The organism is Streptomyces sp. AJS327 (assembly GCF_013450295.1).
GTDB lineage: Bacteria > Actinomycetota > Actinomycetes > Streptomycetales > Streptomycetaceae > Streptomyces.
In genome coordinates this window covers 1,040,424-1,065,037 of the sequence record NZ_SKBR01000001.1, presented here as the reverse complement: position 1 = coordinate 1,065,037, position 24,614 = coordinate 1,040,424, and the positions used below count along the sequence as shown (strand labels likewise).

Below are 24,614 nucleotides of genomic sequence, written 5' to 3'. Positions count from 1 at the left end.
GAGGGGCAGCAGGTCAGCGGGCGAACACGGCGGGCGCGGCGCCGGGCGGGCACGCGGACAGGTGCAACGGCACCGCGCACCGGACCGCCGCGTCGGACCGCAGCAGGCGACGGCACACGGGCGCTGAGCGAAGGGTTCACCGAGCACGCGATCCTGCCCTGGCCACCGGCAGCCCCTCCCCTCCCCTCCAGCACGGGCGAGACGGGGCCACCAGCACGGGCGAGACGGCAGCGAGGCGACGGAGGAGCGGGGCGGAGGCCCAAGGCGACAGCCCGGACGATCCCGGGCGTCCCGAGTAACCGCCGCCGACGCGAACGACCTCGGACGGCCCGGACGCCCCGGCGGACTCGACGGGGCAGCTCCGGGAGGCCCGACGAGGTGGCACCGGGAGGCCGACACCGGGACCGAGCACCTCAGACCCCACCCCGCCCCACCCGGCCGCCCCAACTGGCCGACCCCATCCGACCGCCCCGGCTACTCCGTCCAACTGGCCCCGGTGCGACGGGCGTTAATCCTGCGACGCCGTGGGCCGGAACGGCGTCAGCGTGAGCGCCAGTGCGGCAAGCGGTCCCGGTGGGTCAGTGGCGACCGGCAGTCAGTGGCGACCGGCGGTCAGTAGTGACGGTGAATAGTGACCGGTGGTGAGTAGTCATCGGTGGTCAGCGGCGATCGGCGGTGGGTGCGGGCGGCCAGGCGCTCAGTGCGGGTTCTCCGTGGGGCGCAGGTCCCTGGGGACCATCGCCCAGGCCAGTACCGCGGCGGCCAGGGGAAGGATCGCGGATATCAGGAACGTCGGCGTCATGCCCGAGGTGAAGGCCGCCGAGACGTCCCGGAGTAGCGCGGTCCCGGCGGGGCCGCCCAACTCGCCCGCCACGTGCGCCGCCTCTCCGATCGAGTCCCGCACATGGGCCGCGGGCTCACCCGCCACCGGCAGCTCGGGCAGGTTCGCGCGATACAGCGCCGTCGCCAGGCTGCCGAGTACGGCGACACCCATCGCCGCGCCCAGCTCGTAACTCGTCTCGTCGACCGCGGCGGCGCCGCTGACGTCCCGCGCGGGCGCGGAGGCCATCAGCGTCACCGAGGCCGCCGTCGTCGCGACGCCGACGCCCGCGCCGATCACCCCGAGGGAGACCGCGACCGCCGGGTAGCCGAGGGTGCCCGACCGTTCCATCACCCAGGGCAGCGCGAGCCCGGCGGCCATCAGCACCAGCCCGGCGCCCAGCACGTGCCGAATCGGCAGCCGATGCATCAGTGTCGGCGTCACCAGCGAGGTGACGATCAGCCCGAGCGGCGCTGGAAGCAGCCGCACCCCTGCCGTGATCGGGGAGTACCCCTGCCCGTACTGGAACCACTGGGTGATGAGGAACAGGGCCGCTCCCATGGCGATCATGCCAAGGAAGATCGTGGAGGCGGCGATGCTGAACGGTCTGCTGGTGAACAGCCGCACCTGGAGCAGCGGTTGCTCCAGCCGCGCCTGCCGCCGGACGAAGATGGTGAGCACCACCGCGGCGACGGCCAGCAGCCCCCACGCCACGGGTGAGCCCGGGCCGCCCTTGCCCAGCTGTTTGATGCCGCCCACGAGGGCGAACATCCCGGCCATCGACTGCACGACGCCCCACCAGTCCCACCGCCCCTCCCGGGGCTCGTACGACTCGGGCAGCATCCTGCCGCCGACCACGATCACCGCGACCGCGACGGGGACGTTCAGCAGGAACGCCGAGTGCCAGCCCTGTCTCTCGACCAGCAGCCCGCCGATGACCGGCCCGAGGGCCATCCCTCCGCCGAGGACCGCCGCCCACACCGCGTACGCGAAGGCGCGCTCGCGGGCGTCGGTGAAGACACTGCGGAGGATGGAGAGTGTGGCGGGCATGATCGCCGCGCCTCCGGCGCCGAGCAGCGCGCGGGCCGCGATCACCTGCCACGGTGAGACGGCGAACACCGCGATCAGCGAGGCCCCCGCGAAGATCGCGAACCCGAGAAGCAGCACCCGTTTACGTCCCCAGCGGTCACCGAGCGCCCCGGCCGTGACCAGCAGTCCCGAGAGTGCGAGGGCGTAGATGTCGATGATCCACAGCTGCTCCACGGCGGTCGGCTGGAGGTCGGAGACGAGTGAGGGGAAGGCGACGTTCAGGATCGTGGTGTCCATGGCGATGAGCAGCAGGCTCGCGGAGAGGATCGCGAGCACCGCCCAGCGCCTGCGGTCGCCGGAGGGGATGAGGTCGGAAGTGGTGCCGGGCGCAACGGCGTGCATGGGGGTCCAGTTCGGGTCGTCGCTGGGAGTGGCCTGACACTCACCAGTCTCTGCTGAGACATGAGTGTCGCACATACGCACGAGACGGCGAAAGCGCGTATCTGGGGAGCGGGGCGGCCGAAAACGACACCGCGCACGCGGTGGTACACCCGCGGCGGGCACCGCCCCGGCGCCCGTATGCCAAGCACCCGGGCGCCCCCGGACAGCCGCCACGCGGACGGCGGAGAGGCGCGGCAGGGTCCGGGAGGCACGGGAGAGGAACGGCAGGGTCGGAAGGGGCACGGGAGGGTCGGAAGGGGCGCGGGAGGCGCGGGAGAAGCGCGACAGGGTGCGCAAGAGGCTCGGGAGCGGCGTCGGACGGTCGCGCGCCACGGCCCCGGGCCGCCCACCGGACGCGCTCCCCCACGAACGGGCCGCCCACCGGACGCGCTCCCCCACGAACGGGCCGCATCGCCGGGATGGACCCCCCACCGGCAGGGCCGACGGGCGGGGCCCGCGTGGGGGCCGGTGGGTGCGTGAAGACGGGGGTCCGGGTGGACGCGGGGTTCGCGTCCACCCGGACCCACCGACGGGACCGCCGTGGAGTGCACCCCCACCGGGACTCTCCACGGCAGCCCGGTCCCTGGTGTCCGGTCACCGCGGACCGGACCGTCCGCCCCGGGGCGATGCGGACGAGCGCCGGACGGAGCGCGGAGGCCGGGCCGTGTCCGCGAGACCGCGCGGAGCGGGCTCGGTAACTCGACGGTGTCCGGCGGGACTTCGGTGTCCCGGCCAGAACGTCCCCCCGGCCGGAGGACGGCGCTCCCGCCACGCGTCACGGCCGCGTTGGGCCGGGCACGTGGAGGCGTCGGCGCGCGTCCATCTCATCTCCGGTGTGGCGGCACCCGTTCGGAGTTCCACCCGTCCACCACGCCCCGCGGACCGGGACCTTGTGAACCCCGTCCGTACGGACGTGCACGAGGCTAGCCACCTCGGGCGACGGCGGGAAGCGGTACGCCGGGACGGACACCAGACCGCAGTGGCGCGGCAACACCCCGACGGCCACCGGGCACGCGCCACAGATCAGCCAACGGACCGGCCGAGGCGGTCAGTTGGTGAGGCCGTGTACCTCCAGCAGCGCGCGCATCCGGCGGACGGCCAGTTCGGGGTGGAGCAACGCCCCCGCGTGGTCGGCACGTCGGAACAGTTCGGCGAGGTGGGTCAACGAGCGGGCACTCTGCGCTCCGTTGACCATGCCGAAGTGGGGCTGGTGTCCGTTGAGCCAGGCCAGGAAGACGATTCCGGTCTTGTAGTGCTGGGTGGGAGCGGTGAACAGCAGCCGCCCCAGGGGCACGGTGGGTTCCATCGCCGCCCGGTAGCCGGGGACGTCGCCCGCGTCGAGGGCGCGCAGGGCCTGCGAGGCGGGCGGCGCGATCGCGGCGAGGACGCCGAGCAGGGCGTCGCTGTGCCCGTCGGCGTCCCCGAGCACCAGCTCGGAGTAGTGGAAGTCGTCGCCGGTGTACAGGCGTACGCCAGCGGGGAGTTGGGCCCGTAGCCAGCGCTCGCGCTCGGCGTCCAGCAGCGAGACCTTGATGCCGTCGATCCGTTCGGCGTGCGCGCGCAGCAGGGTGAGGACGGTTCCGGAGGCCGCGTCGAGGTCGGTGGAGCCCCAGTAGCCACGGAGCTGCGGGTCGAACATCTCGCCCAGCCAGTGCAGTACGGCGGGTCCGGAGACCTGGTCGAGCACCTTCGCGTAGACCGTGAGGTAGTCGTCCGGCCCGGTGGCGGCGCGGGCGAGTGCCCGGCTGGCCATGATGACCGGCACCGCCCCGGCCTCCTCGACGACGGCGAGCTGCTCCAGGTAGGCGGCGGTTACCTCGGCGAGGCCGGGTTCCGGCGAGGTGAGGTGGTCGCTGCAGACCCCGGCGACCAGCCGTCCGCCGACCGATCGGGCCTCGGCCGCCGACCGCCGGACCAACTCGGCCGCCGTGGGCCAGTCCAGGCCCATTCCGCGCTGGGCGGTGTCCATGGCCTCGGCCACGCCGAAGCCCCAGCGCCACAGTTCGTGCCGGAAGGCGAGCGTGCGGTCCCAGTCCAACACGGCTGGTGCGCCTGGGGTGTTGTCGGCGTACGGGTCGGACACCACATGGGCGGCGGCGTAGGCGACGCGGCAGCGGGGCGGGCCCTCGGGGACCGTGTAGGCGGGTTCCGGGCGCGGGGTGTACGGCTCGGTCCGCCCCTCGGCGGTGGGCAGTCGCAGCGTGTGCGTCACGGGGTCTCCCGGGGTCGGGCAACGGACGGTTCGAAGGAAGGACAGCCGGAGGCGCGGGAAGAGGGTGCCACGTCGAGGGAACGGGGTGCTGGTCCACCGGCTGTGCGTGGAGCGGCGGTTGGTGCTCGCCGGGCCAACGCTCGGTGGTTCGCGAGGCGTTGGAAGGACGGACGGTGAACGAACGGTGCGTCACCCGACGGTACGGGGCAGCGGAACGGCGCGGGAGGGGAGAACGCGCTCCGGGCGACCCCCGCCGCCTCCCGGGTGGTCGGCCGCGCCGGACGGTCCACAACTCGCCGCTTCTCGCGGGGCGTCGAACCGTTCAGCATTCCGTCGGCGCTCCCCCACCGCGCCGCGTCAACTCGTGGAGCGCGGCGAGCGCACCGGGCACGACGCGGTAGTACGTCCAGGCGCCCCGGCGCTCCGCACTGAGCAGCCCGGCCTGGCGCAGCAGCCGCAACTGGCGGGAGACGGTGGGCCGGGGGACACCGGGTTCCCCGAGGTCGGTCACGCACATCTCGCCGCCGGGGTGTGCCGCGACGCGGGAGAAGAGCAGCAGGCGCAGGGGGTCCGCGAGGGCGCGGAAGACGGCGGCCAGGGTGCGCGCGTCCTCCGCCGTGAGATCGGGTGGGGCGATCGGTGGGTGAGCCGAACTGACGGCTGGCTCGCGGTCGTTGGGCGAGGTCGTCTGGTCGCGGACGGGTCCGGCGTCCGGCGCGCTCGGGGCCCGCCGGGCACCCCGTCCGTTCTCCGCATCGGCCATATGGACATCCATCAATGCTGGGGCGTCCAGCCTCTCCCACCCCTGCGTCGAAATCAAGCCATCAACCAGCGGGGATCCTGCGCTGCTCCTCGGTGCCGCGCCAACGGCGGCCGGACCCGGGCGCCTCCGGCCGTCGGGAACGCGAGCCCCAGTAACGGGACGCGGACGCCGACGACGCGGAGGCGCGGGACAGCGAGGGCCCCCGACCCGCCAGCCGTGGCCGGTAGGAACCAACCATCGGTATCACGGGACGAGTTGGAGGGGCACGGCGTGAGGACGCCGCGCCTGAACGGTGCGAGACCCCCGCGGCACGGTATCGGCACCACGCGACGTCCCGGGCGGGTGGGGCGCGGCGAGCCGGACACCGCCGCCACCGGCGGGAGCGGGGCGGCCGGAGTGGAACGGGCGGGGCCGAACTGGCGGACGGGACAGTGGAGTCGGACGGGACGAAGGAACGGGGCGGGGCGCGGGCGAGGACGGGAGGAGCGGGGCGGGCGGAACGCCCCCACGCGCACCGCGTCGCCCCTGTGCCTGGGCCCGGAGCCGACCCCGGCTCCGGGCCCAGATCCCCCTTGGTCGCGGTCCGCCCCGAGTCGCGGACCGACAACCGGTACCGAGTGAAGCAGCCGACGCTAAGCAGTCGATGAACGCGCAGGCAGGAAGGGCTTTCCCGGGATGGCAACCGTCAACTCGACGGCGTCTGGGCGGTGCTGGCGCGTTCCACGGAACGGACCCTCTGCGGCAGCCAGTTCGACCTGCCGGCCCGCGTCCTGACGGTTCCCCGGCGGCCCACGGCGGCGAGTTGGGGCCGTGAGGTCGAGGTGGAGCGGGCTCGGGTGGAGCGGGCGGAGCGGATGGCGAGGACGACCCGCAGGACGATGGTCGCAGCACCCGCCCCGGTCGCGACCCAGAGCGCGATGGCGACGTCCGGTAGCCAGGCGTGCAGTTGGGACGGGCTCATGTAGCGGCTGAGCAGCAGCGCGGTGCCGGGCAGCGCCGCGGGCAGGCACCAGAGCGCGGTCGGCACGACGCGGCGCCACGCGGATCCGCGCGAGGGGGGTCGGCGGAGCAGCAGGGCCGCGCGCGCCGCGGCGAGGAGCAGGGCCAGCGCCAGCGCGGTCAGCCCCCAGATCGTCAGGTGGTAGTCCGACGCCAACGGGTCCTCGGTGGAGGGCCGTTGGCCTCCGGCCAGGATCCGTGCGGCGTCGAAGCCGATGCGCATCACCGCGTCGTCGTGGAGCAGCCCGTACAGGTTCTGCGTCAGGACGAGTGCGGTGTCCCGCTCCGGCAGCAGGAAGATCATGGCGGAGTAGCCGGGCGAAGCGCCGGTGTGCCACAGCGCGTTGTTGAGGGGGGCGTCGAGACCGCCGATCCGCCAGCCCATCCCGTACCCGGTGGGATCGCCGTCGGGCTGGAGCCTGCCCTCTGTTCGCGCCCGCCGGACGGAATCGGGGGTGAGGACGGTGCCGCCGTCGGCGGTCTGGCCCGAGCGGAGTTGGAGGGCGGCGAAGGCGGCGAGGTCCTGGAGGTTGCCGCCGATGTAGCCGTAGCCCGCACCGTGCTGGTCGACACCGTCCGACACCGCGGCAGGCCTGCCCCACAGGAGGCTGTACCCCGGGGGCAGTTGGCGTTCACGGGCGGTCGTCCGGTCCGCTATGGCGCCGTCCATTCCCGCCGGTTCGAAGACGCCGCGCCGCAGCTGCTCGGCGAAGGGACGGCCGGTGACCGCCTCGGCGACCGCCGACAGGACGAGGTAGTTGGCGCTGGAGTAGGCGTACGCGGAGCCCGGTGGTCCGAGCGGCTCGACTCCGTCCAGGGCGCCGAGGCGGTCGGCGGGACGGGGGCAGTCGGCGTCCAGGCAGTCCGTGACGCGGAACGTGGCCGACTCCGGCAGCCCGGAGGTCTGCTGGAGCAGGTGCCGGACGGTGACGCGGGCCGCGTGCGCGCGGCCGCCGAACCGGAATCCCGGCAGATGGTCCACGACCCGGTCCTCCAGGCCGAGTTGCCCGTCCTGCACGAGGGTGAGTACGGCGCTCGCGGCGATCGGCTTGGCGACCGATCCCCAAAGGAAGGGGGTGTCGGGCCCAACGCGCCTGCCGTTTCCGTCCGTTCCCCAGAAGCGCTGGTGTTCCGGACCGTCGGGGCCGACAACGGCGTAGGCGAGGCCGGGAGTTCGGGTCGTCTTCATCCGGTCGCGGATGTAGTGGTCCAACTCGGCGTAGCGGCGGGAGAGTCCGGCACTCCGGTCCGGCGCGGAGTCCGGCCGGAACGCAGCCGTCGCGGACGAGGCGGCTGGGGCGGACCGCGCTCCGCTCTCGGGTGGGCCGGTCGGCGACGCCGTGGCGGGCCGCGCGAGCGGGAGCAGGCAGGCCAGGACGAGCAGCGGGGTCAGTAACCGGCGCGGGGGCCGTGGGGCCGTTCGCGTACCGGCCTGACCTGGGCGGACGTTCATGAGGCTCCTCGTCGTTCGGCGGGGCGAGCCGGATAACCGTATGGCGGTACGGTTTTTACCGTACGCTGGTACGGTTATCAAGTGCCGAGGACCGCAGACCACGAGGAACGCCGGAGCCAGATCGCCGCCGCCGTCTGCCAGCTCATCGCGGAGGCGGGGCTCGACGCCGTCACCATCGCGCGCACCGCCGCCACCGCGGGGATGTCCGTCGGCCTGGTGCAGCACTACTTCCGCTCCAAGGACGAGATGCTGCTGCACGCCTTCAGGACGGTCACCGCCCGCGTCCGCCACCGGGCCGAGGACCGCATTCGGGCGGGAGTCGCGCACCAGCGGCCGATCGCGCACGTCATGGCCGGCGTGCTGGCCGAGTTGGTCCCGCTGGACGAGACCCGCCGGGCCGAGTTCCGGGTGACGCGGGCCTTCGCCGGGCGCGCGCTGGACGCCCCCGCCCTCGCCGAGGTCGACGTGGAGACGGCCCGCCAACTGCGCGCGGACGTGGCGCGGGCGGTGCACAACGGCAAGGAGTGCGGCGAGGTCCCGCCCGAACTCGACCCGTGGCCCGCCGCGGTGCGCCTCACCGCCGTCGCGGAGGGCCTGGCCGCGCAGGTCTACCGCGACCCCGACGGGGTGAACGAGCTGTCCGCTGCGGAGTTGGCGGCCTCGGTCCTCACCACCGAACTCGCCACCGTCTTCACCGGGGAGTGCCGCCAGTACGCCGGAACGACCCGGAACCAGGGCGCAGGGGACGCACCGAACACGAGAGAGACGCGGGATCCGGGGGACACGGGGCGTGCGCGGGGCACGTCGCCGGAGGACACCAACCGCACGGGCGGCGGCACGGGTTGACGGCTGCCGCTCAGGGCGGGTGGGCCGTCGGGCGGAAGAACTCCCGGCGCGCGCGGCCGACCGTGCCAACGGCCGTCGTACCGGGGTCGGTTCAGCGGGTCACAGCGAACATGAGCGCGACGACGAGGATGGCGAGCGCCCCCAGAACGGCCCCGGCGAAGGAGGCGCCGAAGTTCGTCGCGGCGCCCCGCTCGCTTCGTCTGATCCCCACCACCCCCAGCACGACGGCGAGCAGACCGGTCAGGGCGGCCACGTAGTCACCGATGACCGGGACGAAGGCGCACACCAGCGCGACCACCCCCATGGTCAGGGCGGTGTCCCCGGCCCCGTCGCGCGGGGCCGTTCCCTCGGCCTCTCCGTCGTGCCCCACCATCTCCACCTCCCGTACGGCGACCGGCACTCGGCCACCCACCCCGCCGTACGCCAGCCCCGTCACTCACCGGCCCGGCGGGGCGCTCCATGCTGCCAGCCGCCGCCCCCTCCCGGGGCGCGCCACCCCACACCCGGGAACCGGCGGCGTCCGCTCACCGCCGCCCCCGGGGTGCCGATCGTGCGTACGCCCGCGCCCCCGGCCGTGATCGCCACCCCCTCGCCAGCCGCCCCACCGCGCACGCGCCCGCCCCTGCCCGCACGCGGAGGGCCCGCGCCGTCCCCTCCCCGCGATGGCTCGAACACCCCCGCGCCCGGCCGCACTTCCGTACTTCCTCCGTCCACCCTCCACGCGTCCGCCGTCGATCTGGCGCGCCTCACATCCAACCGCCTGCTTCAGTCCGGCAGTTCAGGTGGCGTTACCACACTGGGGGCGACGGACGCGCGGGGCGACCGAAGACCGACGTCCCCTCCCCCGCACCGCCTACATTGACGGCCGACCAACGCCCCCGCCGGGCGGCCCGGACGACCGCGCGGCCCGGCCCGTCGCCCTCCCCACCGGAGCCGCCCATGCCCAGCACCGCCCGGCGCACCCTGCTCACCGGCGCGGCCGGACTCGGAGCGGCGAGCCTGCTGCCGTCCTCCGCGAAGGCCACTTCCCCCGCCCGCACCCGTCTGACCAGAGAAGACCATCGGGTGGTGATCATCGGTTCCGGGTTCGGCGGCGGTGTGGCGGCGCTCCGGCTGGCGCGCGCGGGCGTTTCGGTGACCGTCCTGGAGCGGGGGCGCCGCTGGCCCACGGGGCCGAACGCGGACACCTTCCCCCGGCTGTCCCGGCCGGACCGGCGGGTGCTCTGGCACGGCACCGTTCCCGAGGCGGTGCGGCCCCTGGCGCGGCTGCTCGGCGCCCCGTTGGACCTCGCGCCACACGTCGGGCTCCTGGAGCCGGTGCTCGGGCGCGACATGCTGGCCGTCTGTGCCGCCGGGGTGGGTGGCGGGTCGCTCGTGTACCAGGGCATGACCCTCCAGCCCTCCGAGGCGGTGTTCCGTACCTGGCTGCCCGAGAAGCTCAACTACCGGCGCATGGACCGGATTCACTACCCGAGGGTCGCGCGGACGCTGGGTGTGGCGACCGCGCCGAACCGGCTCGTCGAGACTCCGAACTACCGCCTCGCGCGGCACTTCGCGCGGCGGGTCCGGGCGGCGGGCCACCACCTCGGGAGGATCCCGATGCCGATCGACTGGGAGTACGCCCTCGCCGAACTGCGTGGCGAGATGCGGCCCGCCTACACCAGCGGGGACTGCGTGTTCGGCGGCAAGCACTCGGTGGACGTGACCTACCTGCGGCGGGCGGAGGCGACCGGCCGGGTCCGCCTCGCGACACACCACCAGGTCACCGCCATCTCCCGTACGAAGAACGGGCGTTGGCGGGTGTACGTGGACCGTACCGACGACAGCGGCCGGGTCCTCGAACAGAAGATCCTCACCACCAGGGCGCTGGTCATGGCGGCGGGCAGCCTCAACACCAGCAAGCTCCTGGTGCGGGCGAGCGCCACCGGCGCGGTACCCGACCTGCCCGACGGACTCGGCAGGGGCTGGGGCACCAACGGTGACCGGATCTACCTGTGGAGCGGCCTCCAGGAGGAACTCGGCCCCGTCCAGGGCGGACCGGTCGTCTACGGCAGCAAGGACTGGGACGATCCGGCCACCGCCCACACGATCACCCAGTCGTCCCTCCCGCCGCTGGCCGCCGCGGCCCACACGACGCTGCTGTTCGGGTTCGGCGTCAGCCCCGACCGCGGCCGCTTCCGGTACGACGCCCGCACCGACACCGTCACCCTGCACTGGCCGCGCCACGGGGACGCGGGCAGCCACCGCCGTATCCACCAGCGGATCTCGGCCGTCGCCCGCGGTCTGGGCACCCTCACGGACACCAACAGCGTCGTCAACACCACGCTGCACCCGCTCGGTGGCGCCGCCATGGGGACGGTGTGCGACCTGGAGGGCCGGGTGCTCGGCCAGCGCGGCCTCTACGTCCTCGACGGTGCGCTGCTGCCGGGCACGACCGGCGCCTGCAACCCGTCGATGACGATCGCCGCCGTGGCGGAACGCGCCCTGGACGCCCTGGTGTCCGAGGACGTCGGCACGGTCATCTAAGCCGCGCCGGTCCCACGCGGGGCCGCGCGCCCCACGGCCGTCGCCCGGTCGGTGCGGGAGCAACCCCCGTGCGCTGACCGTCACTTCACGTCCACGACGCCCAACCCATGCTGTCCCGGGCGTCGAGGGACGCCGTACGGCCTGCCGCTGCTCCCAACCGCCTTTCCTCTCCCGACACATGAGGAGCCTCGTCGCCCGGTGGTGCGTGTCCGCCACGTACGCGGCCGCCCCAGTATGCGGTCAATCGGCCGACCACGAGAGGGAATCGGCCGACGGCGGGCGATGCCGCGCCGCCGGGCCGCGACCTCCGCGAGGATGCGGAACGGACCCCGACGAGGACGGAGAGGAGGACGTATGGGCAAGCAGGTCACGTGCGGGTCGACCCGGACCACCACGGGCAGGCGCTGCCAGAACCCCGCGATGATCGGCCACTCCCGCTGCCAGCTCCACCGTGGAGAGTGGACCCCGCGGCAGGCGCGCCGCCGCAAGAAGCGCTGACCGGACGCACCACCGGGCCCCGTACCCACGCCCCCCACGGGGCCCACCCACCGGCTCCCTGCCGGTCGTGCCCTCCGGCTCCGCCCATCCGCCGATCCCGTGCCCCCGTCAGCCGTGCCCCACAGCCCGGTCGGGCTCGTGCGGCGCCCACGGCGACCGCGTACGGGACGCGGCGCGAACCCGGGACGGGACACGCCCGTGGGCGGGCCGGACGAAGCCGACCCGCCCACGGGACAGGGTGGTGCTCGGTACCCGGCGCTCAGCGCTCAGGCGACGTCGAACCGGTCCAGGTCCATCGCCTTGTGCCAGGCGGCGACGAAGTCACCGACGAACTTCTCCCCCGCGTCATCGCTCGCGTAGACCTCGGCGACCGCGCGCAGTTCGGAGTTGGAGCCGAAGACGAGGTCCGCGCGGGTACCGGTCCAGCGGACCGCGCCGCTGCCGTCCCGGGCCTCGAACTCGTCCTGCGCCTCGGAGGTCGACTTCCACGTCGTGTCCAGATCCAGCAGGTTGACGAAGAAGTCGTTGGTGAGGGTGCCCGGCCGGTCGGTGAGGACACCGTGCCTCGACTGGCCGTGGTTGGCGCCCAGAACACGCAACCCACCGACGAGGGCGGTCATTTCGGGGGCGCTCAGGTTCAGCAGGTTTGCCCGGTCGAGCAGCAGGTACTCGGCGGGCAGCCGGTTGCCCTTGCCGACGTGGTTACGGAACCCGTCCCCGCTCGGCTCCAGCGCGGCGAACGACTCCACATCCGTCTGGTCCTGCGTGGCGTCCACCCGGCCGGGAGTGAACGGCACCTCCACGTCGTGCCCGGCGTCCCTGGCCGCCTTCTCGATGGCGGCACCACCGGCGAGCACGATCAGGTCGGCGAGGGAAACCCGCTTACCGCCGGACTGGGCGGAGTTGAAGGTCTCCTGGATGCCCTCCAGGGCCTCCAGCACCACCGCCAGCTGCTCGGGGTCGTTGACCTCCCAGCTGCGCTGCGGCTCCAGCCGGACCCGCGCGCCGTTGGCGCCGCCCCGCTTGTCACTTCCACGGAAGGAGGACGCCGACGCCCAGGCGGTGGAGACGAGTTGGGCGACGGTGAGGCCCGAACCGAGGACCCGCTCCTTGAGGGCGCTGGCATCCGCGGCGTCGATCAGCTCGCCCGTGCGCTCCGGCAGCGGGTCCTGCCACAGCAGCGTCTCGCCGGGCACCTCCGGGCCCAGGTAGCGGGCGACCGGGCCCATGTCACGGTGCGTCAGCTTGAACCAGGCGCGGGCGAAGGCGTCCGCGAACTCCTCCGGGTTCTCGTGGAAGCGGCGCGAGATCGGCTCGTAGACCGGGTCGAAGCGCAGGGCGAGGTCGGTGGTGAGCATCGTCGGCGCGTGGCTCCTGGACGCGTCGTGCGCGTCGGGGATGGTGCCCGCGCCCGCGCCGTCCTTGGCCACCCACTGCTTGGCCCCGGCGGGGCTCTCCGTCAGCTCCCACTCGTAGCCGAAGAGGTTCTCGAAGAACCCGTTGCCCCACCGCGTCGGGGTGCTCGTCCACGTCACCTCAAGACCACTGGTGATCGCGTCGGCGCCCGCGCCGCTGCCGTGGCTGCTCTTCCAGCCCAGGCCCATCTGTTCCATCGGCGCGGCCTCCGGATCGGCGCCCACCCGGTCCGCCGGTCCCGCGCCGTGCGTCTTGCCGAAGGTGTGCCCACCGGCGATGAGGGCGACGGTCTCCTCGTCGTTCATCGCCATCCGGCGGAAGGTCTCCCGGATGTCGCGGGCCGCGGCCAGCGGGTCCGGATTGCCGTTCGGCCCCTCGGGGTTGACGTAGATCAGGCCCATCTGCACGGCGCCGAGCGGGTTCTCCAGCTCACGGTCGCCGGTGTATCGGGCGTCGCCCAGCCACTCCGTCTCGGGACCCCAGTACACGTTCTCGTCGGGCTCCCACACGTCCTCCCGGCCGCCCGCGAAGCCGAAGGTCTCCAGACCCATCGTCTCCAGCGCCACGTTGCCGGTGAGGATCAGCAGGTCCGCCCAGGAGATCCGCTGCCCGTACTTCTTCTTCACCGGCCACAGCAGACGGCGGGCCTTGTCCAGACTCGCGTTGTCCGGCCAGCTGTTGAGCGGCGCGAATCGCTGCTGCCCGGCACCGGCGCCGCCCCGGCCGTCGCTGATCCGGTAGGTCCCGGCGCTGTGCCAGGCCATGCGGATCATGAGCGGGCCGTAGTGCCCGAAGTCGGCCGGCCACCAGTCCTGCGACGTGGTGAGCACCTCGGCGATGTCCTGCTTCACGGCCGCCAGGTCAAGGGAGTTGAACGCCTCGGCGTAGTCGAAGTCCTCACCCAGCGGATTGGCCACGGCGGGGTTCGGGGCGAGGATCTTCAGGTTGAGTCGATCCGGCCACCACTGGCGGTTTCCACCACCCTGCGTGGGGTGCGGGGCGCGTCCATGCACGACGGGGCAGCCACCCTCCGTCGTCGCGTCTACGGCCGTTGCGTCATGGTTCTCAGGCATGGAAATCCTTCCGGACCAGGCGGATTACGGTGCTCAGGAACTGCGCGCGGTGGAACGGTCAGGACATGGAACGCCGTCGGCCATCCCGGGCGTGTCCCTCCGGGCACCCGAAGTGCCGGCAACGGGGGCCGGGTTCACCGGTCGGACGGCCGACGGCGAAGGCGGCGGCCGTACGGCGTTCCGCGTCAACCCGCCCGGACCGCACGCCGGTTGAGGGTGACGACGCGCTCGGAATCGCGACTCTCCGGCGCGCGGACGCGTCTTTCGAATCGTCACGTACCTTTCCCCGCCCCTGTTCTGTCCCTTGGCTCTCGCTGGAGTCGATCCTACGATGGACTCAGTCCAAGTCAATACGACAACCAGGGCCGTACGGATTCACGGATTCCTGGTCCGGCGATCCCCCGTTAGGCGGCTGGAGGGTCATGAGTGACCTGCTGGAACGGCTTCGCGCACGCGGCTGGCGGATAACCGCACAGCGTCGCGTGGTCGCCGAGGTACTCGACGGCGAGCACGTCCACCTCACCGCGGACGACGTCCTGGAGCGCGCCGCCGCCCGGCTCCCCGAGATCTCCCGGGCGACCGTGTACAACACCCTCGGCGAACTCGTCTCACTGGGCGAGGTCGTCGAGTTCGCCACCGACGACCGCGCCAAACGGTACGACCCCAACGCCCTCCCGCACCACCATCTGGTGTGCTCGGTCTGCGGCACCATCCGCGACGTTCACCCCAGCGGCGACCCCCTCGCCGACCTGCCCACCACCGAGCGCTACGGCTTCACCGTCCACGAGGCCGAGGTGACCTACCGCGGCCTCTGCCCCTCCTGCGCCCCCACCTGAACCACAAGCCACCGTCCCCGCATGGCGGTTGCTCGCGGATCACACGAACCCCTCCATACGTGCGATCCGTTCGCCGTCATCCAGCCCGACGGAAGTAGCTGGTTGTCATCCAGCCCAACGGAAGAAGCTGATAGGGGAGTTCGGACGGAACCCGATACGCGGATACACCGGCGCCCCGGCCGCCGTCGCGTGCAGCGTCGCCCGGGTCAGCCCGGTGACGCGAACACCCTCGTAGAGCGCCCTCCGCGTCACCGCCTCGCCGTACCCCCGCCGTTCCCACTCCGGGAGCGTCGCCACCATCAGGACGAACAACCGCCCCTCCGCCTCCACCGCGGCGGCACAGGTGACCGGCGTCTCCCCCCGGAAACCCAGGAAGGCGAACACCCCGCTCTTCCACAGCGCCGACCCCCCGAGACCGTCCCGGCCGTCGGCCAACTCCAGGTCGTACGCACGGGAGTTGATGTCCGCGTACGCCGTCAGTAACGCGTCCGTGGTCACCCGCGTGAACCGCAGGTCCGGGTGTGACGGTTCCGCGAGCCGCAGCGGCTCCACGGCCATCCCGGTACCGGGGAACGCCCGCTCCAGCCCCGCCCGCCCGGCCGCCGCCGTCAGCCCCGCGCGCGCCCCCTCGTCCAGCAGGTCCTCGAAGACCCAGAGAAACCCCGGGTTCTCCTTCCCCCGCATGACCTCCGCCGCCTCACCGAGCCGCCGCGCCAGCACCCCGGCGTCCACGCCAACCTCCGTCAGCGCCACGCAGTTCCAGAACGGGAAGCGGCAGTCCACCCAGCGCACAGCGACACCGGGAAGGTCCCGCACATCCGCGTCCGGATCCCGGTCCAGGACCATCGTCCGCCACACCGAGGCCAGTTGCTCCACTGACTCGACCGACTCCACAGGAACGCCCACGAATTCCCCTCAATCACCGGCATGCACGGACATCCCAGTACAGCACGCCACCTCCCTCCCCCACGGCCCCTTTCCCCCTTCCCGCCTCCAGGCCCGGACGGCGCTCCCCGACCCCACGCGCCCCAGCCGACCGGGACACGAACCGCCCCGTGCGCGAACCACACCGACCGGCCCCACACGACTCCGCCGTCCGGCCGCCATGCCCCCTCCCATCGGCCATGCCGCTGGGGGTGCGGGGGGGCGGAGTATCAGACGACCGAGACCCGAACCTCAAGCGGGTCCGGGCCGCATACCCGGACTCGCTCGCCACACCCGCTGCGTCGGCTCCCGAGGCGACGGTCGTTCCTCTTCCTGGTATCGCATCAGCCAACGTTCGTACGGTTCACGACCGCTGGCCCACCACGAGAGGGCGCTCCGCCCCACCCGCCAGCCCCCAGAAGTCCCCACAACAACAAAAGTCGCCCACAGCAAGAAAAGGGTGAGGGTCGCCTCCCCGGTCTGGGGAGGCGACCCTCACCGTCGACGCTGACGCTACGTCAGACAATCCCGCAGCCGCCGCACATCCGGTGCACAAGAGCCCGGAGAACCAGCGGTACCGGCAATGGACGCTACGAAGCGTCCCCACGGGTCAGAACCGGCTTCCGCCGCTCCGGCCCAGGTCGCCCGACCCCGCCTCTTAGATGTCGAAGTACAGCTCGAACTCGTGGGGGTGGGGGCGGAGTTGCATGGGGGCGATCTCGTTGGTGCGCTTGTAGTCGATCCAGGTCTCGATCAGGTCGGAGGTGAAGACACCGCCCGCCTGGAGGTACTCGTTGTCGGCCTCCAGGGCCTCCAGGACCGCGGGGAGCGAGGTCGGGACCTGGGCCACGTCCGCGTGCTCCTCGGGGGCGAGTTCGTAGAGGTCCTTGTCGATCGGCTCGGCGGGCTCGATCTTGTTCTTGATCCCGTCGAGGCCGGCCATCAGCAGCGCCGCGAAGGCCAGGTACGGGTTGGAGGACGGGTCGGGCGCGCGGAACTCGACGCGCTTCGCCTTGGGGTTGGACCCGGTGATCGGGATGCGCATCGCGGCGGAGCGGTTGCGCTGCGAGTAGACCAGGTTGACCGGCGCCTCGAAGCCCGGGACCAGGCGGTGGTACGAGTTGACGGTCGGGTTGGTGAAGGCGAGCAGCGAGGGGGCGTGCCGGAGGATGCCGCCGATGTAGTAGCGGGCGGTGTCGGAGAGTCCGGCGTAGCCCTGCTCGTCGTGGAAGAGCGGGGAGCCGTTGCTCCACAGCGACTGGTGAACGTGCATACCGGAGCCGTTGTCACCGAAGATCGGCTTGGGCATGAAGGTGGCTGTCTTGCCGTTCCGCCAGGCGGTGTTCTTCACGATGTACTTGAAGAGCATGAGGTCGTCGGCGGCGGCGAGCAGGGTGTTGAACTTGTAGTTGATCTCGGCCTGTCCGGCGGTGCCGACCTCGTGGTGCTGGCGCTCCACCTCAAGCCCCGCCCGGGAGAGTTCGAGGGAGATCTCGGCGCGCAGGTCGGCGAAGTGGTCGACCGGCGGGGCCGGGAAATAGCCGCCCTTGTAGCGCACCTTGTAACCGCGGTTTCCGCCGTCCTCGATAGCGCCGGTGTTCCAGGCTCCGGCCTCGGAGTCGATGTGGTAGTAGCCGGCGTTCGCCTTGGTCTCGAAACGCACGTCGTCAAAGACGTAGAACTCTGCTTCGGGGCCGAAGAACGCGGTGTCCGCGATACCGGAGGAGGTGAGGTACGCCTCGGCCTTCTTCGCCACGTTACGCGGGTCACGGCTGTACTGCTCGCCGGTGATCGGGTCGTGGATGAAGAAGTTGATGTTGAGGTGCTTCTCCTTGCGGAACGGGTCGAGGCGCGCCGTCGAGAGGTCCGGGACCAGGGCCATGTCGGACTCGTGAATGGCCTGGAATCCACGGATCGAGGACCCGTCGAACATCAGGCTCTCGGTCGGGTCGAAGCCGTCGGCGGGCACCGCGAAGTGCTGCATCACACCGGGCAGGTCGCAGAATCGGACGTCGATGAACTTCACGTCGTTGTCAGCGATGTACTTCTTGGCCTCGTCGGCGTTCTGGAACATCCAACTCCTCCTAGCCCCGCCGCGAGGGGACGGGAATTCTCCGGGGCGCTAGCCAGTGCGGTGGCGCGCTGCCGCCGACCTTAGGCAGGGGCCATTTCTCAATCATGACCCATTTGTTTCGCTGATGTTAACCAGGTGGCCAGCGCCGTGAGCGACCCAGATCCGGGCCGGTCCGGGCCCGTACTTGGCGGGCTTCCCCGATTCCCAGGGGCGTGTGTCACAGGTTCCCAGGGTGTGTGCCTCGGTTCCCGGGCTACGGGTCCCTCGTTCCCACGGTCCATCGCCCCGTGCCCGTGGTTCTTGGTGACTCTCCGTGGGCCCACCGCTCCATCGCTCCGAACCACCGGGACGGAGCGGGGCGGTACGGAGCGGGGCGGTACGGAATGGAGCGGGAGGCGGATCCCCGGGTTCCGGGGAGTGGGTGAGGGCGGCGCCGACGGGTGGGGCGGCCGGAGAGGCGACCTTCCGTGAGGGCCGTTCGGGGCCCGCGCTACCGTTGACGGGTGGACAACAGGGACGCAATCGGATCGTGGCTCTCCGGCCCCAAGGCCGCCGCCGAGAGCATGGGCGCCGACTTCGGTTACCCGGGGGAACGCCTCGGCCTGCCTCGGGAGGGCACCGGGTCGCTCGCCCGGCCCGGGCGCCGCTTCGCCGCGATCCTCATCGACTGGGGTCTCTCCCTGCTGGTGGCCTACGGCCTGCTGTCCGGGCAGGACCTGGGAGCCGCGGACGCGTGGACGATGGTCGTGTTCCTGGTGCTGAGCCTGGTGACGGTGGGCACGGTCGGGTGCACTCCGGGCAAGCGGCTGCTGGGGATGCGGGTGGTCTCGGAGGACGGACTGGTACGGCTGCCGCTCTGGCGGGCCGCTGTCCGTACGGTGCTGCTCGGGCTGGCCATCCCCGCGCTGGTCTGGGACCGGGACGGCCGCGGGCTGCACGACCGGCTCGCCAAGTCGGTTGAGGTCCGCATCTGATCCCTGTCCGTGTCTGATCCGTGTCCGTATCTGACCGTGTCGGAGTCTGATCCGCGTCTGATCCGGGTCTGAGTGGCGGCTGACTGGTTCGCTCCGCGTCGGTGACCGTCGGGCGGTGCCGAGGCGCCCGGCGATCAGCCCCGTCGACATCGACATACTCAGCTCCGTGTGACGCGCAGCTCCGTGCGACGCGTCCAGTTCCCTCGACACGTTGGCTCCGTCGGAGCCTTCCGCTCCGGCTGCGCGTTCCGCCTCGCCGTGGCGTTCTGCTCGGCGGCGCCTTCCGGCCGCGTCGGCGCCCGACGGTCAGCTCCGGTGTCGCCTCGCGCGCACCACCCGGGGCAGGGAGCTCCGTCAGGCCGCGCGGCCCGCGCCGTATCGCTGGCGCCCGTCCCGGCCCGGACGCCCGTCCCGATCCCGGACGCTCGTCCCGCGCCGCTACGCGCGTCCCCGGGACACAGCGCTGGGCCCGGAACGGCGCGCGTTCCGGGCCCAGGGGTCGAGTCACGTCGGTGGGTCACGTCGGTTCGTGGGGCGCGGTCTCGGGTTCCGTACCGCACGCGGTGCTAGGCGCGCACTGTCGGTGACCGTGGCCGGGCGCCGGGCCCCCGCGGGCCCGCGACGGTGAGGCTGCTGCCTCGGGTCAGGGCTTGCCGCGCATGCCCTTGGGCATGCGCGCGTTCTTCGGCATCGGGCCCTTCGGGACGGGCATGTTGCTCATCAGGTCGCCCAGCGCCCGCAGCCGGTCGTTGACCTCGGTGACCTGCGATCCCTGGAGGACGCGGGGCAGCTTGACCATGTTGCGGCGGATCTTCTTCAGCGGGACCTGGCCCTCGTCGTTGCCGACCACCATGTCGTGCACCGGCACCTCGCCGACGATCCGGCCCATCTTCTTCTTCTCGGAGGCCAGCAGGGAGCGGAGCCGGTTGGGGTTGCCCTCGGCCACCAGCACGATGCCCGCCCGGCCGACGGCGCGGTGGATGACGTCCTGGTTGCGGTTCATCGCGACCGCCGGGGTGACCGTCCAGCCACGGCCGATGTTGTCCAGCACCGCGGCGGCGGCACCGGGCTGTCCCTCCATCTGACCGAAGGCGGCGCGCTCGGCCCGCCGCCCGAAGACGATCGCCACGGCCAGCAGCGCTAGGAGCACACCCAGGATGCCCAGGTAGATCGGGTGCCCGAGCAGGAAGCCGATACCGAGGAAAACCCCGAAGGTGACAAGCCCTACGCCCGCCAGAATCCAGCCGATCCACCGGTCCGCACGCCGGGTCATCTTGTAGGTCTGGCCGATTTGCTTGATCCGGCCTGACTTCTGGGAGTCGTCCTTCGCCATAGGAGAGAGTTTACGGGGCCCGACGGGCGTCGGATGTCCCGGCCGGGTTTAGAGCGGTTACGCGGTGCTATGTGACCGGAGTGACAGGGTGCCCGCCTTCCGGGGGCCGACGGGAAGCGTCCCGTCTTCGGGGGCGACCCGGCGGACACACCGGGCGTCGGCCGCCGGTGCCGGGCCCCAGCAAGCGAGCGCCCGGCGCCCCTGCCGGAGCCGGGAAGCTGGTGACGGACGCCCCTGCCGGACGACGGGAGGCGTGCCGGGTGGCGGGCGGTCCTCGTACGCGGGACGTGTGCTCCGCCGGGCGGTCGCGGCCGGGGAGGGTGCGTGGGAGCGGGGCGGACCGTGGACGCCGCCCGCGCACCGGGCTCCCCCGGAGAGCGCGGCCGCCCGTGAGCGAGGCGCCGGGTCCGGTGGCCCGATACCCGCGTCCCGGGACCGGCCCCGCCGAGCGGGTGGCAGCCAGAGCTGAGTGCGGGCGGGGGGACGCGGGTGGCCGGACGGAGGAACGCGGCTGGCTGCGGGTGCCGCGGGGGGCTAGGCGGAGGGGACGGTGCCGCGGGCGGTCACGGCCTGCTGGTAGAGCCGCCCGGCCCGGTAGGACGAACGGACCAACGGGCCGGACATGACCCCGGCGTAGCCGATCTCCTCGGCCTCGCTCTGCAACTCGACGAACTCCTCGGGCTTGACCCAGCGTTCGACGGGGTGGTGGCGCGGGGAGGGGCGGAGATACTGGGTGATCGTGATCAGCTCACAGCCCGCCTCGTGCAGGTCGCGCAGCGCCTGGCTCACCTCCTCGCGGGTCTCGCCCATACCGAGGATCAGGTTGGACTTGGTGACCAGCCCCGCCTCGCGAGCCTCGGTGAGCACCTGGAGCGACCGCTCGTAGCGGAAGCCGGGGCGCACCCGGCGGAAGATCCGGGGCACCGTCTCCACGTTGTGCGCGAGCACCTCGGGACGGGCGGAGAAGACCTCGGCGAGCTGCTCGGGGTCCGCGTTGAAGTCGGGGATCAGCAGCTCGACGCCGGTGCCGGGCATCGCGGCGTGGATCGCGCGGACCGTCTCGGCGTAGAGCCAGGCGCCGCCGTCCGGCAGGTCGTCCCGGGCGACGCCGGTCACGGTGGCGTAGCGCAGGCCCATGCGGGCCACCGACTCGGCCACCCGGCGTGGTTCGTCCCGGTCGAGCGGGGCGGGCTTGCCGGTGTCGATCTGGCAGAAGTCGCAGCGCCTGGTGCACTGTTCGCCGCCGATCAGGAAGGTCGCCTCGCGGTCTTCCCAGCACTCGAAGATGTTGGGACAGCCGGCCTCCTGGCAGACCGTGTGCAGGCCCTCGTCCTGGACGAGCTTGCGCAGCGCGGTGTATTCGGGGCCCATTTTCGCCCGGGTTTTGATCCACTCAGGCTTGCGCTCGATCGGGGTCTGACTGTTCCGTACCTCAAGACGCAGCAGTCGGCGGCCTTCCGGCCCCGGTACTGGCTGCCCCTCGGATGCGTCAGCGGACACGTCCGGCTCCCAACGTACTTTCGATTCCACGGCGTGTACCAGCCTACGCCTGTGCTGTGCGGGGTCAGATCCCGGTGAGGGACGGTGGCCGCCCGGTGCCCCGTGGCGGGCGGCGCGCCTCAGACGGCGCGGGGCAGCGGTTCGGCGGTCTCCAGGACGGCCCGCAGGTGCTTCTCCAGCACCGGCAGCACCTCGCGCACGGGCACCTCCCGGCCGAGTTCGCCGGAGAGCGAGGAGACCCCGGCGTCCCGGATGCCGCAGGGCACGATGTGATCGAACCAGGTCGTGTCCGGATCGCAGTTCAGCGCGAAGCCGTGCATCGTGACGCCCTTCGCCACCCGTACCCCGATCGCGCCGAGCTTGCGGTCGGCGCCGCGCTGCCCGGCGTTCGAGGGGGCGTACTCGGGGCCGTTCAGCCGGGGGTCGAACTCCGGGTCCTCGGTGGCGGAGGTGCCCGGGGCGAGGTCGAGGGCGAGGCCGCCGGAGGCGGACGGGCCCGCCGCGGTCTCCTCGCCCAGCATCCAGACGCCGCTGCGGCCCTCGACCCGCGTGACGTGGACACCGAACTCCGCGCACGTCCGGATCATGACCTCCTCCAGACGGCGGACGTGCGCGATCACGTCCACCGGGCGGGGGAGCTTGAGGATGGGGTAGCCCACGAGCTGCCCCGGGCCGTGCCAGGTGATCTTGCCGCCGCGGTCAACATCGACCACCGGCGTTCCGTCCAGCGGGCGTTCACTGTCCTCGGTCCGTCGCCCGGCCGTGTAAACCGGCGGATGCTCCAGCAGCAGGCAGGTGTCCGGGATCTCGTCCGCGAACCGGGCCGCGTGCACCGCGCGCTGCTCCCGCCAGGCGGCCTCGTACTCCACCGCCTCGGTGCCGAAGCCGAGATGGACACAGCGCAGCTCACTCATCGCGGAGCCCCTTTCTCGCAGTCCGTCCGCGGCCCGCCGCGGTCTCTCGCGCGGCCGGGACGGCTCCCCTCCGCCGCCGCCCTCCGCGTCACGTCCGCTCCACTCTACGGCTGGCCGAGGCGCTGCCCGCGGGGGCCGCTCACTCACACGTACGGATGAATACCCGACAAGAAGGTCCAGCCCAGGGTGGCAGGCCGTTACATTCGCGCCGTTCCAACAGGGCGCCCCGGCGTCTGCCGCAAGCCGTGAGGGCAGGAGACCGCATACCCGATGACGACGGAACGACCCGGAGGCACCTCTTCGCAGTCCTCCCCACAGCGCATCCCCAACCGTCAGCTCGCCGCGCTCATCGCAGAGGCCGGTTTCTCCAACGCCGGGCTCGCACGGCGGGTGGACCAGCTCGGTCTGGAGCACGGTCTCGATCTGCGATACGACAAGACGTCCGTCACCCGCTGGCTCCGTGGTCAACAGCCACGCGGGACGACCCCGGCGCTGATCGCCGAGGTCTTCACCCGCCGTCTCGGCCGGCGGCTGACCGCGCAGGACCTCGGCCTCGACGCGTGCGCGCCGGTCTACGCGGGCCTGGAGTTCGCCGCGAGCCCGGCCGAGGCGGTGGACATCGTCAGCGGCCTGTGGCGCAAGGACTCCGGCACCCACGCCGAACTCCGGAAGATCGCCTTCACCCCGGCCGGGCTGGTCGTGCCGAGCCGCGACTGGCTGATCGGACGGCCCGACGAACGGGTCGCGCGGGGGGTCGATCCGGAGGGGGCCGAGCATCCGGCCGCCGGAGCGGCCCGCTCCCCCGCCCGGCCCGGTACCGCGCCGGGCGGTCCGGCGGGCGCGGCTCCACCGGGTGGCACCGGCACGTCGGCCCCGGCCGTGGGCCAGCGTCCGGTCCCGCCTCCGCGCCCCGGCACGGTTCCGGGGCGGGCCGCGGGTGGGCTCCGCGTCCCGGCGCAGAACCGGGGGCCGGGGGCGGTCGGCGCGGCCGGGGCCACCGTGGTCGGGGACCGGATGGAGCGGGTCGAACGGCGTCCCGGGCAGCGGGTGACCGGTGGTGACATCGCCGCGCTGCGCTCCGTCTGCGAGCTGTTCCGCGCCCTCGACCACGCCTACGGCGGCGGGCACGCCCGGCAGGCGCTGGTGCGGTACCTGGAACACGAGGCGGAGCCGATGCTGCGCGGGGTCTACAGCGAGCAGATCGGCCGCCGGCTGTTCGCCGCCGCCGCCGACCTGACCCGGCTCGCGGGCTGGACCTCGTTCGACATCGCCGCGCACGGGCTGGCGCAGCGCTACTTCGTGCAGTCGCTGCGGCTGACGCAGGCGGCGGGCGACCGCGCCTTCGGCAGCTACGTCCTGGTCACGATGAGCCGTCAGGCGGTCTACCTGGGGCACGGCCGGGAGGCGGTGCAGCTCGCCCGGGTCGCGCAGCAGGGCGTGGGCGCCTCGGCCCCGCCCACCGTCCAGGCGCTGCTGCACGCCGCCGAGGCGCGGGGGCACGGGGTGCTGGGTGAGGTGCGGGCCTGCACCGCGTCCCTCGCCCGGGCGGAACGCGCGCTGGAGACGGCCCGCCCGGGCGAGGACGTCCCGCAGTGGGCGCGGTTCTTCGACGAGGCCCAGCTGGCGGACGAGTCGGGACACAGCCACCGGGACCTCCAGCAGTACCGGGCGGCGGCCCAACACGCGGAGCGCTCCCTCCAATTGCGCGGCGCGGGGTACGCGCGCAGCCGGCTGTTCTGCCGGATCGTGCTGGCCACGGCGCGACTCGGGCTGGGCGAGGTGGAACAGGCGTGCACGCTCGCCGCGGAGGCCGCCGTGCAGGCCGCGGAGATGCGCTCGGTCCGCGCGCACGAGTACGTGCGGGACTTCGAGCGGCGGCTGGAGCCGTACCGGGACGCGGCTCCGGTGCGCGGCTACCGGGAGAAGGTGGCGGCGCTGGGCTGAGCCGTGTCCCCACCGGGCCCCGCGGCTCGCCTCCGGGCG

Annotated in this window: 17 protein-coding genes; 6 read left to right on the top strand and 11 right to left on the bottom strand. The window is 72.8% G+C overall.

From position 1 onward, the window contains the following. Positions 1–697: 697 nt before the first annotated feature. From E0L36_RS04240 to E0L36_RS04225, 4 genes are all read right to left on the bottom strand, one after another. Complete coding sequence (locus E0L36_RS04240) at positions 698–2,251, bottom strand: MFS transporter (protein WP_180927483.1); 1,554 nt, start codon at positions 2,249–2,251, stop codon at positions 698–700. 1,087 nt (positions 2,252–3,338) lie between these two features. Next, positions 3,339–4,502 carry a dihydrodipicolinate synthase family protein gene (locus tag E0L36_RS04235; protein ID WP_180927482.1) on the bottom strand — a complete coding sequence of 388 codons (1,164 nt, stop codon included), beginning with the start codon at positions 4,500–4,502 and terminating at the stop codon, positions 3,339–3,341. Between the two features lie 322 nt (positions 4,503–4,824). Further along, positions 4,825–5,265, bottom strand: a complete 441-nt coding sequence (locus E0L36_RS04230; RefSeq protein WP_180927481.1) for a helix-turn-helix transcriptional regulator — start codon at positions 5,263–5,265, stop codon at positions 4,825–4,827. 685 nt (positions 5,266–5,950) lie between these two features. After that, a complete protein-coding gene (locus tag E0L36_RS04225) occupies positions 5,951–7,717 on the bottom strand; it encodes a serine hydrolase (protein WP_180927480.1) in 1,767 nt (588 codons plus the stop codon). Between the two features lie 81 nt (positions 7,718–7,798). Here E0L36_RS04225 and E0L36_RS04220 point away from each other — a divergent pair, with 81 nt between their 5' ends. Then, positions 7,799–8,563 carry a TetR/AcrR family transcriptional regulator gene (locus E0L36_RS04220; protein ID WP_180927479.1) on the top strand — a complete coding sequence of 255 codons (765 nt, stop codon included), beginning with the start codon at positions 7,799–7,801 and terminating at the stop codon, positions 8,561–8,563. 91 nt (positions 8,564–8,654) lie between these two features. Here the strand turns inward: E0L36_RS04220 and E0L36_RS04215 are convergent, their stop codons facing one another. Beyond that, entirely contained in the window at positions 8,655–8,963 is a 309-nt protein-coding gene (locus E0L36_RS04215; protein ID WP_219636093.1) for a hypothetical protein, read from the bottom strand. Between the two features lie 539 nt (positions 8,964–9,502). Here E0L36_RS04215 and E0L36_RS04210 point away from each other — a divergent pair. Further along, on the top strand, positions 9,503–11,089 hold the full coding sequence (locus E0L36_RS04210; RefSeq protein ID WP_180927478.1) for a GMC oxidoreductase: 1,587 nt from the start codon (positions 9,503–9,505) through the stop codon (positions 11,087–11,089). A 354-nt stretch (positions 11,090–11,443) separates the two neighbouring features. Further along, the gene (locus tag E0L36_RS04205) at positions 11,444–11,587 is read left to right on the top strand and encodes a hypothetical protein (protein ID WP_180927477.1); all 144 of its coding nucleotides are present in this window, start codon (positions 11,444–11,446) and stop codon (positions 11,585–11,587) included. Positions 11,588–11,853: 266 nt separating this feature from the next. Here the strand turns inward: E0L36_RS04205 and katG are convergent, their stop codons facing one another. Then, positions 11,854–14,076 (bottom strand): catalase/peroxidase HPI, encoded by a 2,223-nt coding sequence (katG, locus tag E0L36_RS04200; protein ID WP_180927476.1) that lies wholly within the window; start codon positions 14,074–14,076, stop codon positions 11,854–11,856. A gap of 422 nt (positions 14,077–14,498) precedes the next feature. Between katG and E0L36_RS04195 the strand changes: the two genes are divergently transcribed. Then, the gene (locus tag E0L36_RS04195) at positions 14,499–14,912 is read left to right on the top strand and encodes a Fur family transcriptional regulator (protein ID WP_180927475.1); all 414 of its coding nucleotides are present in this window, start codon (positions 14,499–14,501) and stop codon (positions 14,910–14,912) included. Positions 14,913–15,017: 105 nt separating this feature from the next. On the opposite strand, the gene E0L36_RS04190 is transcribed toward E0L36_RS04195, so the two are convergent. Together E0L36_RS04190 and glnA are read right to left on the bottom strand one after the other, a co-directional pair. Next, complete coding sequence (locus E0L36_RS04190; RefSeq protein ID WP_180928588.1) at positions 15,018–15,758, bottom strand: GNAT family N-acetyltransferase; 741 nt, start codon at positions 15,756–15,758, stop codon at positions 15,018–15,020. Between the two features lie 736 nt (positions 15,759–16,494). Next, positions 16,495–17,910 carry a type I glutamate--ammonia ligase gene (gene glnA, locus E0L36_RS04185; RefSeq protein ID WP_180927474.1) on the bottom strand — a complete coding sequence of 472 codons (1,416 nt, stop codon included), beginning with the start codon at positions 17,908–17,910 and terminating at the stop codon, positions 16,495–16,497. Positions 17,911–18,413: 503 nt separating this feature from the next. Between glnA and E0L36_RS04180 the strand changes: the two genes are divergently transcribed. Then, positions 18,414–18,884, top strand: coding sequence for an RDD family protein (locus E0L36_RS04180; protein WP_180927473.1), 471 nt, complete (start codon positions 18,414–18,416; stop codon positions 18,882–18,884). Positions 18,885–19,527: 643 nt separating this feature from the next. Here the strand turns inward: E0L36_RS04180 and E0L36_RS04175 are convergent. The 3 genes from E0L36_RS04175 to lipB all read right to left on the bottom strand — a co-directional run bounded on the left by E0L36_RS04175 (position 19,528) and on the right by lipB (position 22,631). Then, positions 19,528–20,217, bottom strand: a complete 690-nt coding sequence (locus E0L36_RS04175; protein ID WP_180927472.1) for a DUF4191 domain-containing protein — start codon at positions 20,215–20,217, stop codon at positions 19,528–19,530. Between the two features lie 534 nt (positions 20,218–20,751). After that, complete coding sequence (lipA, locus tag E0L36_RS04170) at positions 20,752–21,717, bottom strand: lipoyl synthase (protein ID WP_180927471.1); 966 nt, start codon at positions 21,715–21,717, stop codon at positions 20,752–20,754. A 119-nt stretch (positions 21,718–21,836) separates the two neighbouring features. Further along, entirely contained in the window at positions 21,837–22,631 is a 795-nt protein-coding gene (gene lipB / locus E0L36_RS04165; protein ID WP_180927470.1) for a lipoyl(octanoyl) transferase LipB, read from the bottom strand. Positions 22,632–22,901: 270 nt separating this feature from the next. Here lipB and E0L36_RS04160 point away from each other — a divergent pair, with 270 nt between their 5' ends. Continuing rightward, positions 22,902–24,575 carry a regulator gene (locus E0L36_RS04160; protein WP_180927469.1) on the top strand — a complete coding sequence of 558 codons (1,674 nt, stop codon included), beginning with the start codon at positions 22,902–22,904 and terminating at the stop codon, positions 24,573–24,575. Positions 24,576–24,614: the final 39 nt, after the last annotated feature.